Consider the following 15,670-nt stretch of genomic DNA (forward strand, 5'->3'; position numbering starts at 1 on the left):
TGATCTTTCCTCTTGAACCAATCCGGCAATTGCAGCCGGGGCGGATTCGTCAGAGGAAGGCGGGCGGCGAATAGCCGATGCGGGCGCAAAGCCGCAAAAGCTCGGCGCGAAGCGTGCGCGGCGACGGCGTCACCGCCACCCCAAATGCGCAACATGTCCTCACCCGAGCCATGGGCTGCACCTTAGGCGGTCTGATGCGATCAGTTCAAGCCGTTCCGTTCAGCGTCCGTTGCAGGAAGACATACTTCATCGCCGCCTGTGCTGCTTGCGGCCGGCGATCGCCACGCCCGCCATGGCCGCCCTCGGTCTCCTCGAAGAACAGCGTCTTGGCGTGCCCGGCGGCCTGCAGCCGCCCGGCCATCTTGCGCGCATGGCCGGGATGGACCCGGTCGTCGGCGGTCGAGGTGGTCAGCAGCACAGGCGGATAGGCAGCATCGGCCTCGACATGCTGATAAGGCGAGTAAGCGGCAAGCCACTCGGCCTCTTCAGGCTTCGCTGGATCGCCATACTCGGCCATCCAGGATGCCCCAGGCGGCAATTCGGTGTAGCGCAGCATGTCGAGCAGCGGCACGTCGATGATCACCGCACCGAAAAGCTCCGGATGCTGGGTCAGCGAAACGCCGGTCAGCAGGCCGCCGTTCGAGCCGCCCTGGATGCCGAGCGTGGCCGGTGTGGCGATGCCGCGTTTCACCAGGTCTTGCGCGACCGCTATAAAATCGTCGAAGGCATTCTGGCGATTGGCCTTGAGCGCGGCCTGGTGCCAGTTCGGGCCGAACTCGCCGCCGCCGCGGATATTGGCCTGCACATAGGCATTGCCATTTTCCAGCCACAGCCGACCGCGCACGCCGGCATAGCCTGGCAGCAGCGGCACTTCGAAGCCGCCATAACCGTAAAGCAGCGTCGGCGCCGGCCCGCTTTGATCGCGCCGCCTGACGACGAAGTAAGGGATCTCTGTGCCGTCTTTCGAGCGCGCCTCGAACTGTTCCGAGACCAGGGACGACGCGTCGAAACGCGCCGGCTGCGATTTCACCGTTGCCAGCGTCGCAGCATTGTCGTCCGACCAGATGATCGAGCTCGGCGTCAGGAAGTCGGTGAAGGAGAAGGAGACGCTGGAGCCGAAACGCTCGGCGTGGCTGATGCCAACATTGCCGTTTTCAGGTAAGGCTACCGGCTCCAGTGACCAGCCGCTGCCGCTGCGATCGCAGGCGATGACCTTGCCGCGCACATTGTCCATCACATTGATGAACAACCGGTTTTGCGTGCGGGCGATGCCGGCGATCGAGACACGCTCCGCCGGCTCGAGCACGGTTTCGACAGGTCCAAGCGCATTGGTTTCGATCCAGCGCGCGAAGTCTAGCGAATAGAGGCCGTCAGGCTTGCACAGCGTGCCGTCCGGCGCCGTCCACGGGCTGCGGACCCCGAAGACGAACTGATCCCTGAACAGCGCCGTGTCGGTGACGTCGTCCGGCAGCGGGATGCGCCTGTTTTCGCCGGAAGACAGATGCAGGAAGCTGTGCGAGGCAAAGAAGTCGAGCGTCCGGGTCAGGAACAGATGCCGCTTGTCGCCGTCGAATTCGAGGGAACCGCCGGCGGCGAGGTCCTGCTTCTGCGCCTCGAAGATCGGCGTCGCATCCTCCAGCCTGGTGCCGCGCTGCCAAAGCTTGACCACGCGCGGATAACCGGACTGGGTTTTTTCGTCCTCTTCGAAGGCAGCCGAGACGATGACCGTGTCCTTGTCCAGCCAGTTGAAGCCCGACTTCGAGGCGGGCGCGCGAAAGCCGCCCTCGACGAAGGACTTGGTGTCGATGTCGAATTCGCGCATCTCACTGGCGTCGCCGCCATCCGGCGACAGGCTGAGCAGGCAGCGGCTGAAATCGGGGTAAAGCCGGCTGGCGCCGCTGAACACCCACTTCACGCCCTCTTTCGCGGACAGACTGTCGAAGTCGATGATCGTCTGCCAATCCGGCTTCTCGGTCTTGTAGGAAGCGACCGTCGTGCGCCGCCAGAGGCCGAGCACATTGGTCTTGTCCTGCCAGAAATTGTAGACGTGGCCGTTGAGTGCAGACCCGACCGGAATGTTGTCTTCGGCGGTCATCAGGTCGAGTGCGGTTTGGAAGTAGGCCTGGTAGGACGGATCGCCCTGCAATTCACCTGTTGTAGCCTCGTTCTGACGGTGAACCCAGTCGAGCGCTTCCTTGCCTGTCCTGTCCTCCAGCCAGAGAAAGGGATCTTCGTCCGCCGAATTCGCCTGCGTCTTTGTGTTCGACATCGTCAAATGGTCTCCGATAAACTCATCAAGGCTCGCAAACATCGTCTTGCCACTACCGATTTTCAAATTGGAACGCGCAAAACGAGCCGTTGCGCTGTTGGCTTTAAGGTGGGCCTCCTGCCGCGCGCAGGCCACGAGGGAACTCCATGCAACATCTGTACATTGCGAAAGAGAAGTTCGGTCCTTTCAGCGGCACTGCGTGGACCATGTACATCAACTGGTCCGGCCTCACCCAATTAAGCGAGGTCGTCTCACTCGATGGAATGCTCGGGCCGGTCGCGCTTGGAGAGGTAAAGGACAGCTACTGGCCCCATATTGTTAACGAGGACTACATGCTCGATTTCTTTGTGGACCTGGACTTCCTTCTTTCGGAGTTGGCGGATCCGGGCGACTTGAATGTCCTCAATGTGATCCGAAGACCGTCGGTTGACGTGCGTTCACTCGACTGGAACGGATTTACCTTCCTGGGCTACGACTTGTTGGATCAAGACGTCTCCATAAGCGCTTTGACCAACTGCGGAGGATTTCCTGACGTGTTTGCGAACACGGAACTGTCTGACGTTGGATTGATACCCGACTTTGATCGTGCCGTCGAAATTCGAGACCTCCTACGCAGGATGCATCCCTCTGAATACCATGCCGAGTGTGATTTATGGGCGATTTCCAGATGGCAAGGAAATCAAGGCACCCCGCAATTGTATTAGACCGCTCGCCCCCGCAATACGGTTGTGACCGCCAACGCCAGGCAAATGGCGCCAAGCGTGATCGGCAGGCCGTCCGCACCGAGAATATCCATGGCGCCGCCCGCCAGCGGCGGCACGGCGATGCCGCCGACGCCCCACATCAGCGAGAAGGCGGCGTTGCCGGCGACCAGTGCCGAGCCGGTGAACCGCTCGCCAAGCTCGATAATCGACATCGTGTAGATGCCGTAGGAGACTGCACCCCAGATAAAGACGCATGGCCAGATCAGCGGCGTCTCGATGAGAACCGGCAACAGCGCGCATCCGACCAGCGTTAGCGACACACAGATAAATCGGACCAGACGCGCCGTCAGCCGTTCCGCCAGCAGACCGAGCGGCACCTGCATGGCGATATTGCCGGCGATCATCATCGACAGCAGCGCCGACATGCGGGTTTCCTCGATGCTGTAATGCGCTCCGTAGACCGGCAGCAGCGCCAGCACCGCCTGTTCGAAACCGGCTGCCACGACGACCGCCGACAACAGCAGCCATGCCATCGGCATGAACCCCATTACCGAAACCCGGTGCCCGGCCTCATCGACCTTCGGCAGCCGTCGCAGCACCAGCGCCAGACAGGCGCCGCAAAAAAAGAATGCGGCGATGCCGACGAGAAACGGCGGCCATCCTTCGGTGCCGACCGCAAGCAGGCACAGCGGGCCGGCGGCGAAGCCAGCCGAAATGACTGTGGAATAGATCCCCATCACGCGGCCGCGGCGCAACGGCGGCGCCAGCGCGATCACCCAGATCTCGCTCAGCACATAGAGCGGATTGGTCACCACGCCGATCAGGAAGCGCAGTGGAAACCATAGATAGACATTTTGCGTCCAGCCGATCAGCGCCAGCATGATCGCGGAAAGGGCTGCGCAGGTGAGCGCCGTGCGCCCTGCCCCGAACCGGCGCGCCAGCGCCGGGATGAGCGGCGACGAGACGATAAAGCCGACCGGCGTCATTGCTGCCGAGAGGCCGATCATGGCCGGCGAGACGCCCTGGCGCTGCAGGATGAAGCTCAACAGCGGATAGCTCAGCCCTTGCGCGATGGCGAACACCGACACGGTGGCGATCACGCCGGTGATCGCCGCCCACTGCATTGTCTCGCCGCTGTTCTGTTCCGCCAGGTCCATGATCCGCACCAATAGGGAACCTGCACGATTAGCGTTTCGGCAGCGTGCCGGGAAGCACCGGCGGCAACAACCGCTTGCGCCAGCCAGAGCATGACTTGTTCAAGAGTCCCCGGCGCCATTCAGACCACTACGGAAAATACCGGGCAATCGCCCCCTTCCTGCCCTCCGCGTAAGGCATCAGCCACTTGTCGTCGATGGAGAGCCCATCATTGTCCGACGGTCCTTCTCCAATCGTTCTGCGCCAGGCGCGGAACTTGTAGTGGTCGAACACGTCGAGCATATGCACCGCAAAGGCCGCAGCGAACGTCTTGTCGCCTTCTACAATCACCATGTTCTCGTCGTTTTCATAGGACGCCTTGTAGCCAAGGTTGTGGCTGCCGGCGATGACGGTCGCGTTGTCGGCCATCGGATCAATGATGACGATCTTGTCGTGCACGATCGCATGGCCGACGGTCAGTACTTCCGCCTGAAAATCCCGCGCAACGGAGGCCCCCGTCAGGTTGGCCGCCCTGACGATGGAGACGTTCGGCGCCTCCCAGACCTTCTCCGGAAAGACGAATGGCGATTTGCCGTCCTTGTTCGATTTGTGGGTGACCGAATCCCTGGTCGGGGCAACATAGTTGGGCATGGCGGTGTGATCGCTGATTGCGCCTTGCACGATCAGCTTTGGATTCGCCGTCGCCGCCGCGACCGCCTGATCGACGACCGAATTGTTGCCAAGCCGCGAAGGATTGAACACGAGAAAGAGCACCGCCTCCTTCGCCGCCTTGATCCGTGCGAAAACGTCTTCGAGATCGACAGGCCGCACCGAGATGTCCTTTTTGCTGCGGTCGGGATCGTTTGGCGAGAACCAGATCGTGGCCCCATTGACATGGTTCGGTGTGCGATTCTTCAGGCGAAACGGCTTGCCTTGCTTCTGCGCCACACGTCCGGCGGCGCTATCGCTCGCCGGCGGCGGGAACACGTCGGCCTTCATCCGCTCCCAATAGGCATCGAACACTTTGGCCATGGCAGGGTCGTCGCGGATGAAGGCGTTGTTGGATTGCCCGCAAATGCCCGTCGACGTCCAATTGGTGCTGCCGGTCATGACCGCTTGCGGATTGCCCTGGGCGTCGCGGTAGACGGCAAACTTGTTGTGGCCGATATGGTTGTTGTTGAACAGACGATCGGTCAGCACGACGCCGGCGTCCCGCAGCCGCTTTCTGAAGGGCGCGTTGCCCGCGTCCCACGCCTTCGTTTGTTCATCCCTGCCCGAATTCGAAAGAATGACGTCGACGACATCCTTGGCGTCGATGATCGCGTCGCACAGCTCGTCATCGCCAAGTTCATAGAGGGCAAGCCTGACAGTGCCGCCCTCGGCCTTGGCCCGTTTCATCAGGCTGGTGAGCACATCCGGAACCTCGCCGTGAAGATAGGCGCGTATCTTGCTGCCGGGACGCTGGAGCTCGGCCCTGATCTTATCGCGCTGCCCGACCTTGATGCCGGCGTCCTCCAGAGCGCGCGACAACCATTGCGTCGATAGCACGCCATTGGTGAAGGCGAGCCGCGCCTTGCCGAACATCGATCCCAGGAAGATGGTCGGGCTGACGGCACCTTGTCCGAGATAGCCGAGCGGCCGCGCCGCTCCGGTATAGGCTTTCTCGGGGCGCACCGGCACCGGATCGAGGCCGGGCCGCATGTCGCCGACCGGACGCACCCGGTAGGCGACCATTTCGCCATCCGGCCTGATTTCGATGCTGTCGCGGCGCCGCCGCACCGTGAGATCGCGCCAGAATGTCTTCTGCACCGGCCAGACGCCGGTATCCTGCGGAATCCAGTCCTTGTTCCGTTGTCCTTTGAAAGGCACCCAGGACGCCAGACAGCGTTCCTCGCCGGTGCCGGGATAGATGCGGACGATCTCGAAGCCGAGACAGCCGTCGATCATTCCGTCAATATCCCAGGCAATGAAGGCGACTTCGTTGTTGGTCGCGGCACGCACGCTGACAACATCCGACATGGAAATAGTCTCCCTCAGGACGGTTTTTATTCAATGTACTTACTTCATGTGACGTGATCGCAACGTGACATGTTTCACAGTTCGGGCACAGACCTGGTTCGCCCTGGTGCGTCCGGCTGGCGAACATCCATGTCGCTTCCCTCGTCCAAGTGGTCGCCGCCTCCGCAATGCCGGGACGGCTGGCGGTCCATTATGTCGCCGCACTGTCGCAGCGTACGAGGCCTGTCATGACCGCCGCCCTTCATCCCGCCGAACCGGCATTGGCAAACGACCGCGCCCGTCGCGGCGGCCGCGCGGGAAAGCGCGCCGGTGGATCGGCGGCGTTCGAGCAGCCGCCTTTCCGTCAGCTGAAAATTCCGCTGACGCCGACCAAGCTGGTTTCCGACGACGAGTTGGAATCGATCCACCTCGCCTCGCTGCGTGTTCTCAGGGAAATCGGCGTCGACGTGCTTCACGACGAGGCCCGGCGCATCATGAAGGCGCATGGCGCGGATGTCCGCGAAGGCAGCGAGCGGGTGCGCTTCGACAGCGACATGATCCTCGAGCTGGTTTCTCACTGCCCGTCGGAATTCACCATCCATGCCCGTAATCCGGCGCACAATGTCCGCTTCGGCGGCGACAATCTGATCATCTCGATGATGGCGTCGGCGCCCAATTGTTCCGACATCGATCGCGGCCGCCGGCCGGGCAACCAGCAGGACTACCGCAACTTCCTCAAGCTTGCGCAGATGCACAACATCCTGAACTGCACGGGCGGCTATCCGGTCGAGCCGATCGACATCCATCCGTCCGTCCGCCACCTCGAATGCATCCGCGATCTGAGCGTGCTCACCGACAAGGTGTTCCACATCTATTCGCTCGGCAAGGAGCGCAATGTCGACGGCATCGAGATCACCAGGATCGCGCGCGGCATCAGCGACGAACAGCTTCTCGAAGAGCCATCGGTGTTCACCATCATCAACACCAATTCGCCGCTCAAGCTCGACGTGCCGATGATGGAAGGCATCATCCAGATGTCGAGCAAGGGCCAGGTCGTCATCGTGACGCCGTTCACCCTGTCGGGCGCCATGGCGCCGGTGACCATCGCCGGCGCGCTTGTGCAGCAGAATGCCGAAGCGCTGTCCGGCATTGCCTTCGCCCAGATGGTGCGCAAGGGCGCGCCCGTCGGCTATGGCGGCTTCACCTCGAACGTCGACATGAAGTCCGGCGCGCCGGCCTTCGGCACGCCGGAATACATGAAGGCGCAATTGGTCGGCGGCCAGCTCGCCCGCCGCTACAACATCCCCTACCGCACCTCCAACACCTGCGCCGCCAACACGGTCGACGCGCAGGCGGCCTATGAAAGCGTGTTCTCGCTGTGGGGCGCCATCCAGGGCGGCGGCAATCTGATGATGCATGCCGCCGGCTGGCTTGAAGGCGGCCTGCGCTGCTCCTATGAGAAGACCATTCTGGACATCGATCTGCTGCAGATGGTGGCCGAGTTCCTGACCCCGCTCGACCTCTCCGAGGAGGCCCTCGGCTTCGACGCCATCCAGTCCGTCGGTCCGGGCGGCCATTTCTTCGGCACCCAGCATACCCAGGACCGCTACAAGACCGCCTTCTATTCGCCTGTTATCTCCGACTGGCGCAATTTCGAGACCTGGGCGGAAGCCGGGTCGCCGACGGCTATCGAAAAGGCCAACCGGGTCTGGAAGGAGCGGCTGGCCTCCTATGAAGAGCCGTACATGAACCAGGCTATCCGCGAGGAGCTCAACGCCTTCGTCGACAAACGCCGGTCCGAAGGCGGCGCGCCGACCGATTTTTGACCATCTGTATTGGTTTGATGAGTAGTCTACCCCCACTCCGTCGAGCTTCGCTCGACACCTCTCCCCCGGTCGACGGGGTAGAGGAAGGGCGTGAGATTATTCCAGCCGGCGCCGATCTCCGCTTTGTTTTCACGCCCCTCACACTCGATTCAATCTCTTCAAAAACGGAACTATCTTCATGAAATCTCATGCAAAAGCGGTTGTCATCGGCGGCGGTGTCGTCGGCTGCTCGGTGCTCTACCATCTGGCCAAGGCCGGCTGGAACGACATCATGCTGATCGAGCGCTCGGAGCTCACCTCCGGCTCGTCCTGGCATGCGGCGGGCGGCTTCCACACGCTCAACGGCGATCCCAACGTCGCCAAGCTGCAGGCCTATACGGTGCAGCTCTACAAGGAGATCGAGGAGCTTTCCGGCCAGTCCTGTTCGCTGCACCTGACCGGCGGCGTGATGATGGCCGACACGCCCGAGCGCATGGACTTCCTGCGCCTTGCCCACGCCAAGGGCCGATATCTCGGCATGGACACCGAGCTGATCACGCCGTCCGAGGCCAAGGCGATGTTCCCGCTGATGGACGAGACGAATTTCGTCGGCGCCATGTGGGATCCGGTCGAAGGTCATCTCGACCCTTCCGGAACCACCCACGCCTATGCCAAGGCCGCCAGGAAGCTCGGCGCCGAGATCGTGCTGCGCAACCGCGTCGTCGAGCTGACGCAGGAGGTCGACGGCACCTGGAACGTCGTTACCGAGCAAGGCACGGTCAAGGCTGACCACGTCGTCAACTGCGGCGGCCTGTGGGCGCGCGAGATCGGCCGCTTGGTCGGGGTCGAGCTGCCGCTACTGGCCATGGAGCATATGTACCTTTTGACCGAGCCAATGCCGGAGGTCGAGGAATTCAACAAGTCGACCGGCCGCGAAATGATCGGCGTTATGGACTTCAAGGGCGAGATCTACACCCGCCAGGAACGCAACGGCATCCTGCTCGGCACCTATGAAAAGGCCTGCAAGCCGTGGTCTCCGGTCAATACGCCGTGGGATTTCGGCCACGAATTGCTGCAGCCCGACATCGACCGCATCGCGCCGTCGCTGGAGATCGGCTTCAAGCATTTCCCAGGCATCGAGAAGGCCGGCATCAAGCAGATCATCAACGGCCCCTTCACCTTCGCGCTGGACGGCAATCCGCTCGTTGGCCCGGTGCAGGGCCTGACCAATTTTTGGTGCGCCTGCGCCGTCATGGCAGGCTTCAGCCAGGGTGGCGGCGTCGGGCTGGCATTGTCGAACTGGATGGTCCATGGCGATCCCGGCTTCGATGTCTGGGGCATGGACGTGGCGCGCTTCGGCGAATGGGCGACGCTGCGCTACACCAATGCCAAGGTGCGCGAAAACTATTCGCGCCGCTTTTCCATCCGCTTTCCCAACGAGGAATTGCCGGCCGCGCGCCCGGCGCAAACGACGCCACTCTATGACACGATGCTGGCCAACAACGCCGTCATGGGCGATAGCTGGGGCCTCGAAACCCCGCTCTGGTTCGCGCCGAAAGGCGCGGAGCCGAAGGACATCGTTTCCTTTCATCGCTCCAACGATTTCGGGCCGATCGGCGAGGAAGTGCGTGCGACCCGCGAGAAGGTCGGCGTCACCGAGATCGCCAACTTCGCCAAATACGAAGTCTCCGGGCCGGCAACCGAGGATTTCCTCAACCGGCTGATGACCAACCGCATGCCGAAGACCGGCCGCATCGTGCTGACGCCGATGCTGAACGAATTCGGCAGGCTGATCGGCGATTTCACCATCGCCAAGGCGGGTGAAGAGCGCTTCATGATCTGGAGCTCGTCGGCGGCGCAGAAGTATCATATGCGCTGGTTCGAGAAGCACCTGCCGAAGGATGGTAGCGTCCGCATTCACCGCTTTGACCAGACGCTGGTCGGCTTGTCGATCGCCGGGCCGAGATCGCGCGACCTGCTGCAGAAGCTGGTCGATGTCGACATCTCGACCAAGGCCTTCCGCTTCATGGATTTCCGCGAGATGGCGGTCGGCGGCGCGCCCTGCATGGTCAATCGCATCACCTATACCGGCGATCTCGGTTACGAGATCTGGATGGCGCCGGCCTACCAGCGTCTGGTCTACAAGGCGATCAAGGATGCCGGCGAAGAGTTTGGCGTCGTCGATTTCGGCATGCGCGCCCTGCTCTCGATGCGCCTGGAAAAGAACTTTCCGACCTGGTTCCGCGAACTGCGTCCGATCTACGGGCCGTTCGAAGGCGCGATGGACCGCTTCGTCAAGCTGGAGAAGAACGACTTCATCGGACGCGAAGCGGCGGCCAGGGAGCAGGCGGAAGGGCCAAAACTGCGCCGTGTCTCCTTCATCGTCGATGCCGCGGATGCCGACGTCATGGGCGACGAACCGATCTGGGCCAAGGTCGACGGCAAAGACTACGGCACAGTGGAAAAGCCGCACGGCTATGGTGCGCCGCGTTTCGATACGGACGGCAAGGAGGTGCGCGGCTCCAGGGCCGCGGAAGGCGCTTCGGCCGTGCGCGGCATCGTCGACGGCGACTGGCGCGTGGTCGGCTGGGTCACCTCCGGCGGTTATGCCCATTACGTCCGGAAATCGATGGCGCAAGGCTATGTGCCAGCGGCCTTGGCCGGGAACGAGAGCGCCGGACTGTTCGAGATCGAAATCCTCGGAAGCCGGCGCCCGGCTCGCATCAATGTCGAGCCGCCTTTCGACCCGAGCGGCGAGAAGATGCGAACCTAGAGCAGCGGACCCAAATGCCAGCCCTCGCGCTTGACCCGGGCGTGGGACCGATTTGAGGAAATCCGATGCCAGAACAAAAGAGAGAGCGACGGTGCGATTCGACTTGCCTGCCCGCCGCTCCGGCAGCGATCACGGCTGTCACATTGTGCGGGGCATGGTCTTCATGCTAGCGGAGCCGGCGGCAACTGGCACCGGCGATGAGAATTCGTTGAAGTATTCGATGAAATGGGACGAATGGCTTGCCGAGAGCAGGATCGGCCCCTTCCCGGCGGCGATCGTCATGGTCGCCGCCTACTTGGCCTTGCAAACCGTCATATTGTCCGTGCTGGCCACTTGGGCAGGAACTGGCGTCGGCGTCGATGACGCGGAGCAGCTGATTTATCTTCCATATCTTTGGGCTGGGTATGGCGGCTCGCAACCGCCTCTCTACACATGGATCAATTGGCTGGCCGCGCAAATTTTCGGCACGAACATTTTCACGCTGAAGCTCGTCAAATACTCCGTGCTGTTCCTCGCCGCCTGCAGTGTGTTCGCCGCCATGCGACGGTTCGGCTACACGAAAGCGACGGCAGCGGCGGCCATGCTCGGACTTTTCACAATCCCGCAAATCGCCTGGGAATCGCAGCGGGCCTTGTCGCATTCGGTCGCCGTTGTCGGCTTCTGCGCGCTGCTGCTGCTCGCGATGGCTAATCTGATCGAGCGGCGAAGCGTGATCGCCTATGCGGTGTTTGGCTTGGCAACGGCTGCGGCAATTCTTGCCAAATACAACGACGTATTCCTGGTGGCAGCGCTTGTTGCGGCGGTGTTGTCGCTGCGCGAGTTGCGCGACGCGATCCTCGATCCGAAATTCGCAATCAGCGTTGCCGTCGCGATAGTGGTGCTGGCGCCAACCACATATTGGAGCCTCATGCATCCTGCCGATTTGCTGGCGAGAGGCGAGAAGTTCGGAATAGACCTACAGCAGGGGCGCATGACGGCCGCGGCCACCGGCGCCGGCAAGTTTATCATGGGGACCTTCAATTTCGCTGTCTTGCCGGTGCTCGTTTCCGCGCTGGCTTTCGCGCTGACGGGGTTTCGTTTCTCCGAGCGTCGCCCCAAAGCTCCGGCCAGGGAAGTTCTCTTGTGGCGTACCTTGGCGCTCGGCTTGGCCATGCTGGCGATATTTGTGCTGGCCACCGGCGTGACCGAGGTCAAGGCCCGTTGGCTGGTCCCGGTCCTGGTCATCTTGCCGCTGGCGATGGCCGCCTATATGGAACGGCTCTCACCACGCGGCAGGGACGCCCAGCTCCTGGTGATCGCGGCCGGAGCGATCATCGCCGTTCTGCTCGCGCCCGCCACTTGGTACTTCCAGATAAACGGGACCAGTGGTCTCTCGCGGATGATCCGGGTGGATTACGCGGCACTCTATCGCCAGCTGAGTGCCGACGGGCCGGTGAAAACCGCAATATCCGACGGTGCATGGGTCGGAAATCTGCGGTTGGTCGACGAAAAATTGGTCGCGCTTGACCAGGAAGTGCCGAATTTCGACAGGCTGGTGCAAGAGCCGGCCGTACTCGTCTGGCTTGACCGCGACGATCCGCGGCCGGTGATTTTGGAGCAGCTCAAAAAAGCCGGTTATGAGCCGGACGGCCAACCAAGGCAAATCATGATTCCGCTATTGCCTAGCACCGACAAGTCTGCCCGGCCCGGCGCGTATATAAGATTGAAGAGAATGGCTGCGGAAAAAGCCACAGCGCCGGAGGAAGGCGTCAGCAAAGGAGCCGAGGGTGGACAGGAACCCGACTGATCGGCCTCCTCGTCACCGCAGGATCATGCCGTTCGAGCCGGACGAAGCAGGCTCCATCGATGCGTTGCGCCTGAAGTCGCGGCGGAAGGCCGCTGAGCTCAACCAGCATGTGCTTGGCTATGGCGCACTGGCGGAAGCCGAGTGGCACGCCGCCGGCATTGCTGCTCCCGACCTGCCCGCAATGCGTCAGTACCGGCTCGACCGCATCCGCGCCGAGCTGAAGCGCCGCGGCTATGCGGGAGCCCTGCTCTACGATCCGATCAACATCCGCTATGCGACCGACTCGACCAATATGCAGCTCTGGGTTGCGCACAATCCGACAAGACATTGTTACGTTGCCACCGAAGGCCCGGTGGTGCTGTTCGACTATTTTTCCTGCGAGCACCTTTCCGACCATTCCGGCGTCGTCGACGAGGTGCGGCCGGCAGTGTCGTGGATGTATCTCTACAGCGGCGAACTGACCGAGCAAAAAGTCCGCCGCTGGGCGGCCGGCATCGCCGATCTGGTGAGGGAGCATGGCGGCGGTATCAGCCGCATCGCCGTCGACTACATCAATCCCGAGGGCGTCGAAGAACTCGCCCGCCTCGGCATCTCGATCGGCAACGGCGAAGCGCTGATGGAAAATGCACGTCTGATCAAATCGGCCGACGAAATCCTGGCCATGCGCCGGTCGATCGTCGCTTGCCAGGCGGCGATGGGCGAGATGGAAGCAGCATTGAGGCCAGGCATTTCCGAAAATGAATTGTGGGCCGAACTCCACCGCGGCAACATCGCGCGTGGCGGCGAATGGGTCGAAACCCGGCTCCTGACGTCAGGCCCGCGCACCAATCCCTGGTTCCAGGAATGCTCGTCGCGAACGATCGAAGCCGGCGATCTCGTCGCTTTCGATACCGACCTGATCGGCCCCTACGGTTTCTGCGCCGACCTGTCGCGCACCTGGCTCTGCGGCGACACCGAGCCGTCCAACGAGCAACGCGAGCTGTTTCGCATCGCCGCCGACCAGATCGCCCACAACATCCGCCTGATGCAGCCGGGCATATCCTTCCGCGACCTTGTCGAACGCTCGGCGGTGCCGCCCGGAGATTGTTTCCCGGCGCGCTACGGCGTGCTCTATCACGGCGTCGGCCTGGCCGACGAATACCCGACGCTGCCGCATGCGATCGACTGGACTGAAGACACGCCCGACGGCGTGCTCGTGTCAGGCATGGTGCTTTGCGTCGAAAGCTATATCGGCCGGCTTGGCGGACGCGAGGGCGTCAAGATCGAAGAGCAGATCCTGATCACCGAAACCGGCAACGAGCAGCTTTCGACCTATCCGCTCGACGAGCGGCTGCTCGGCGGCTGACGGACGAAAAGCTCAGTAGCTGCAGTCGATTTTGCGCCTTGCCTGGTCAAAGACGCGGTCGAACCGTGCCGATTGGAATCCCGATCCTTGGCCGGAAAGACTTGCCGGAGCGTATCCTTGTCGGCGCCCATGCCGGCCAACGTGTTGATCGCCAGGTCACCATAGCTGGCATGCAGCGGGATGATCCCCGCCCGGATACGCTCCAGAAATGGCTCGATGGCGGGAGCGCCTCGCTCGCCGAGTTGGCAAAGGCCCTGCACTCCCGCCAGGTAGGAATGCTGCCAGAAATTGCCCTTGTCGCGCGGCTGCAGCACCGCGTCGTCAATCAAATAGAGCATTGTCGGAATGGCATCGGCACCGAGCACGGAAAGCCTCGTCAGAGCCGGAAAAGCGGCGACGCGCCGGGGCGTATCCTTTGCCAGTCTTTCGAGATCGGCACGGTGCTCCGGGATCACCTGTTCGGGCAGGTACTGGATCGCGCTGGCCAGGCGCCCGGCCTGCGGTGCTTCGATGTTATCGAACTTGCTGACCTTGATGTCCAGTTCGAAAAGCCGCGCGAAAAGCGCGTCGGCAAGCCGCACCATGCTCTCGGGCGCCACATCCTTCGCATAGTTCGCCGCTGCGAAGACGCTGTCCGGAACGTCCAGACGTCGGTCGCCGAGAATCGCTATGGCCAGATCGACATCGGCCTGCGCCGCAGCCCGTCTGTCGCGCAGCCTATCGAAGAAATCATTGACGAGAGAGTTGGTGACGGCGTCGATGGGGCCTGGCTGACTGAGCTTCGCTGCCAGGATGGCAGCAGCATCTTCCGAACCGTCGACCGCTGGCAGCGTAAGGTCCATGCCGAGCGTGCCGATTACAAACGCGCTCCAATCGGGCCGATCTGCGAATTGGACGATATGGGTGAGGTCGAGCGTTCTCGGGAAGCCAACGCGAATATCGAACTGATAGCCGGTCACATAGCTCGGCAAAAGCAGGAGCAGCAGCCGGTAGGAAGCAACGCCCGTCCATCTGTAGACCTCGGAGAAGGTTGCTCCGTCCTTGTTGTGCACAGAGATGCGGTAGACCGACATCGTGTCGGCGGTCGGATTGAGCCCCGCCTGGTAGTCGTTCGCCCCACGCTCGATCTGCCCGGCGCTGATCACCGTGTCAGCTTCGGCAAGTGGCGCCTCGGATTCGATCAGGCAATTGCCCTTGGCGATTTCGAGCCGCATGCGCTCCGAAGCCTTCGGCGCATTCCGCGCCGCGGACCCTTGTCGAGATCAAGGAGGCGAATGTCGACAAGCTCGACTGGCGGGCATGAGGTCCGGCGCTCCATGTGGAAAGTCCGGACGATGGCTGAAAAGTCCGGCTCCGGCATGTCCGCGGCATAGTCGAGCACCATGATACGCCGGGCGCTGCGGGTCAGCAGCGCACGCATGCAGAAATCATCACAGCGGGTCTGGGTCTTTTTCCAGAGGACTGTCCGGCCGGAGCGAACCGCCAGCGTCTCGGCCCGGAACGGCCGCACGATCCGGTCGTTGTCGCCCGATACCAGCGCCATCGTGGTCTGGTCCATTGACCTGTTGATTATGAAAGGTGGCAACGCAAGCAGCGCCACCGCGATCAGCGGGCTCGTCAACCAGGCCAGTCGGGCCGGGACCCCGAAGCTGATGGCCCATGTCAACAGCAGGAACAGGAACACCGGCGGGATCAGCGCCATCGCCAGGGCGAGCGGGATGCCCACGATGCTGATCGCCGCGACGATCGCGATCTGCGGCAAGAGCAGGCATGGCAGGGCCGCCAGCCCCAGGACCAGCAGCACTGTCCGAAATGTCCATCTCTGAATGGTTGCCACGGCCATGGTGCTGTCCCCG

10 protein-coding genes are annotated in these 15,670 nt (G+C 62.3%); 5 read left to right on the top strand and 5 right to left on the bottom strand.

Annotated features, from left to right (window positions below; genetic code table 11):
• Positions 1 to 205 precede the first annotated feature (205 nt).
• Positions 206 to 2,269: a prolyl oligopeptidase family serine peptidase gene (locus CIT26_RS22290; protein WP_095494792.1), complete on the bottom strand. Its 2,064-nt coding sequence runs from the start codon at positions 2,267 to 2,269 to the stop codon at positions 206 to 208.
• A gap of 146 nt (positions 2,270 to 2,415) precedes the next feature.
• Between CIT26_RS22290 and CIT26_RS22295 the strand changes: the two genes are divergently transcribed.
• Positions 2,416 to 2,973 carry a hypothetical protein gene (locus tag CIT26_RS22295; protein ID WP_095494561.1) on the top strand — a complete coding sequence of 186 codons (558 nt, stop codon included), beginning with the start codon at positions 2,416 to 2,418 and terminating at the stop codon, positions 2,971 to 2,973.
• On the opposite strand, the gene CIT26_RS22300 is transcribed toward CIT26_RS22295, so the two are convergent.
• Both CIT26_RS22300 and CIT26_RS22305 read right to left on the bottom strand, forming a co-directional pair.
• Positions 2,970 to 4,130, bottom strand: a complete 1,161-nt coding sequence (locus tag CIT26_RS22300) for an MFS transporter (RefSeq protein WP_095494562.1) — start codon at positions 4,128 to 4,130, stop codon at positions 2,970 to 2,972. The two genes, CIT26_RS22295 and CIT26_RS22300, sit on opposite strands and share 4 nt — an antisense overlap.
• Positions 4,131 to 4,257: 127 nt before the next feature.
• The gene (locus tag CIT26_RS22305) at positions 4,258 to 6,126 is read right to left on the bottom strand and encodes a phospholipase D-like domain-containing protein (RefSeq protein WP_095494563.1); all 1,869 of its coding nucleotides are present in this window, start codon (positions 6,124 to 6,126) and stop codon (positions 4,258 to 4,260) included.
• Between the two features lie 227 nt (positions 6,127 to 6,353).
• Here CIT26_RS22305 and CIT26_RS22310 point away from each other — a divergent pair, with 227 nt between their 5' ends.
• The 4 genes from CIT26_RS22310 to CIT26_RS22330 all read left to right on the top strand — a co-directional run bounded on the left by CIT26_RS22310 (position 6,354) and on the right by CIT26_RS22330 (position 13,814).
• The gene (locus CIT26_RS22310) at positions 6,354 to 7,931 is read left to right on the top strand and encodes a trimethylamine methyltransferase family protein (RefSeq protein WP_095494793.1); all 1,578 of its coding nucleotides are present in this window, start codon (positions 6,354 to 6,356) and stop codon (positions 7,929 to 7,931) included.
• Positions 7,932 to 8,109: 178 nt separating this feature from the next.
• On the top strand, positions 8,110 to 10,683 hold the full coding sequence (locus tag CIT26_RS22320) for a GcvT family protein (protein WP_095494565.1): 2,574 nt from the start codon (positions 8,110 to 8,112) through the stop codon (positions 10,681 to 10,683).
• A 91-nt stretch (positions 10,684 to 10,774) separates the two neighbouring features.
• Positions 10,775 to 12,469, top strand: coding sequence for an ArnT family glycosyltransferase (locus CIT26_RS22325; protein WP_143747891.1), 1,695 nt, complete (start codon positions 10,775 to 10,777; stop codon positions 12,467 to 12,469).
• 25 nt (positions 12,470 to 12,494) lie between these two features.
• Complete coding sequence (locus tag CIT26_RS22330; protein ID WP_095494567.1) at positions 12,495 to 13,814, top strand: M24 family metallopeptidase; 1,320 nt, start codon at positions 12,495 to 12,497, stop codon at positions 13,812 to 13,814.
• Here the strand turns inward: CIT26_RS22330 and CIT26_RS22335 are convergent.
• The gene (locus tag CIT26_RS22335) at positions 13,781 to 15,028 is read right to left on the bottom strand and encodes a hypothetical protein (RefSeq protein WP_095494568.1); all 1,248 of its coding nucleotides are present in this window, start codon (positions 15,026 to 15,028) and stop codon (positions 13,781 to 13,783) included. The two genes, CIT26_RS22330 and CIT26_RS22335, sit on opposite strands and share 34 nt — an antisense overlap.
• Positions 14,995 to 15,657, bottom strand: coding sequence for a hypothetical protein (locus tag CIT26_RS22340; RefSeq protein ID WP_143747892.1), 663 nt, complete (start codon positions 15,655 to 15,657; stop codon positions 14,995 to 14,997). The genes CIT26_RS22335 and CIT26_RS22340 overlap by 34 nt, the downstream gene beginning before the upstream one ends.
• Between the last annotated feature and the right edge of the window lie 13 nt (positions 15,658 to 15,670).

This window comes from Mesorhizobium temperatum (genome assembly GCF_002284575.1).
Classification (GTDB): Bacteria; Pseudomonadota; Alphaproteobacteria; order Rhizobiales; family Rhizobiaceae; genus Mesorhizobium; species Mesorhizobium temperatum.

Bases quoted from the DNA above. Each gene is read 5' to 3' on its own strand.
- CIT26_RS22290 (WP_095494792.1), bottom strand. From the start codon at position 2,269: ATGTCGAACACAAAGACGCAGGCGAATTCGGCGGACGAAGATCCCTTT.
- CIT26_RS22295 (WP_095494561.1), top strand. From the start codon at position 2,416: ATGCAACATCTGTACATTGCGAAAGAGAAGTTCGGTCCTTTCAGCGGC.
- CIT26_RS22300 (WP_095494562.1), bottom strand. From the start codon at position 4,130: ATGGACCTGGCGGAACAGAACAGCGGCGAGACAATGCAGTGGGCGGCG.
- CIT26_RS22340 (WP_143747892.1), bottom strand. From the start codon at position 15,657: ATGGCCGTGGCAACCATTCAGAGATGGACATTTCGGACAGTGCTGCTG.
- CIT26_RS22330 (WP_095494567.1), top strand. From the start codon at position 12,495: ATGCCGTTCGAGCCGGACGAAGCAGGCTCCATCGATGCGTTGCGCCTG.
- CIT26_RS22310 (WP_095494793.1), top strand. From the start codon at position 6,354: ATGACCGCCGCCCTTCATCCCGCCGAACCGGCATTGGCAAACGACCGC.
- CIT26_RS22335 (WP_095494568.1), bottom strand. From the start codon at position 15,028: ATGCGGCTCGAAATCGCCAAGGGCAATTGCCTGATCGAATCCGAGGCG.
- CIT26_RS22320 (WP_095494565.1), top strand. From the start codon at position 8,110: ATGAAATCTCATGCAAAAGCGGTTGTCATCGGCGGCGGTGTCGTCGGC.
- CIT26_RS22305 (WP_095494563.1), bottom strand. From the start codon at position 6,126: ATGTCGGATGTTGTCAGCGTGCGTGCCGCGACCAACAACGAAGTCGCC.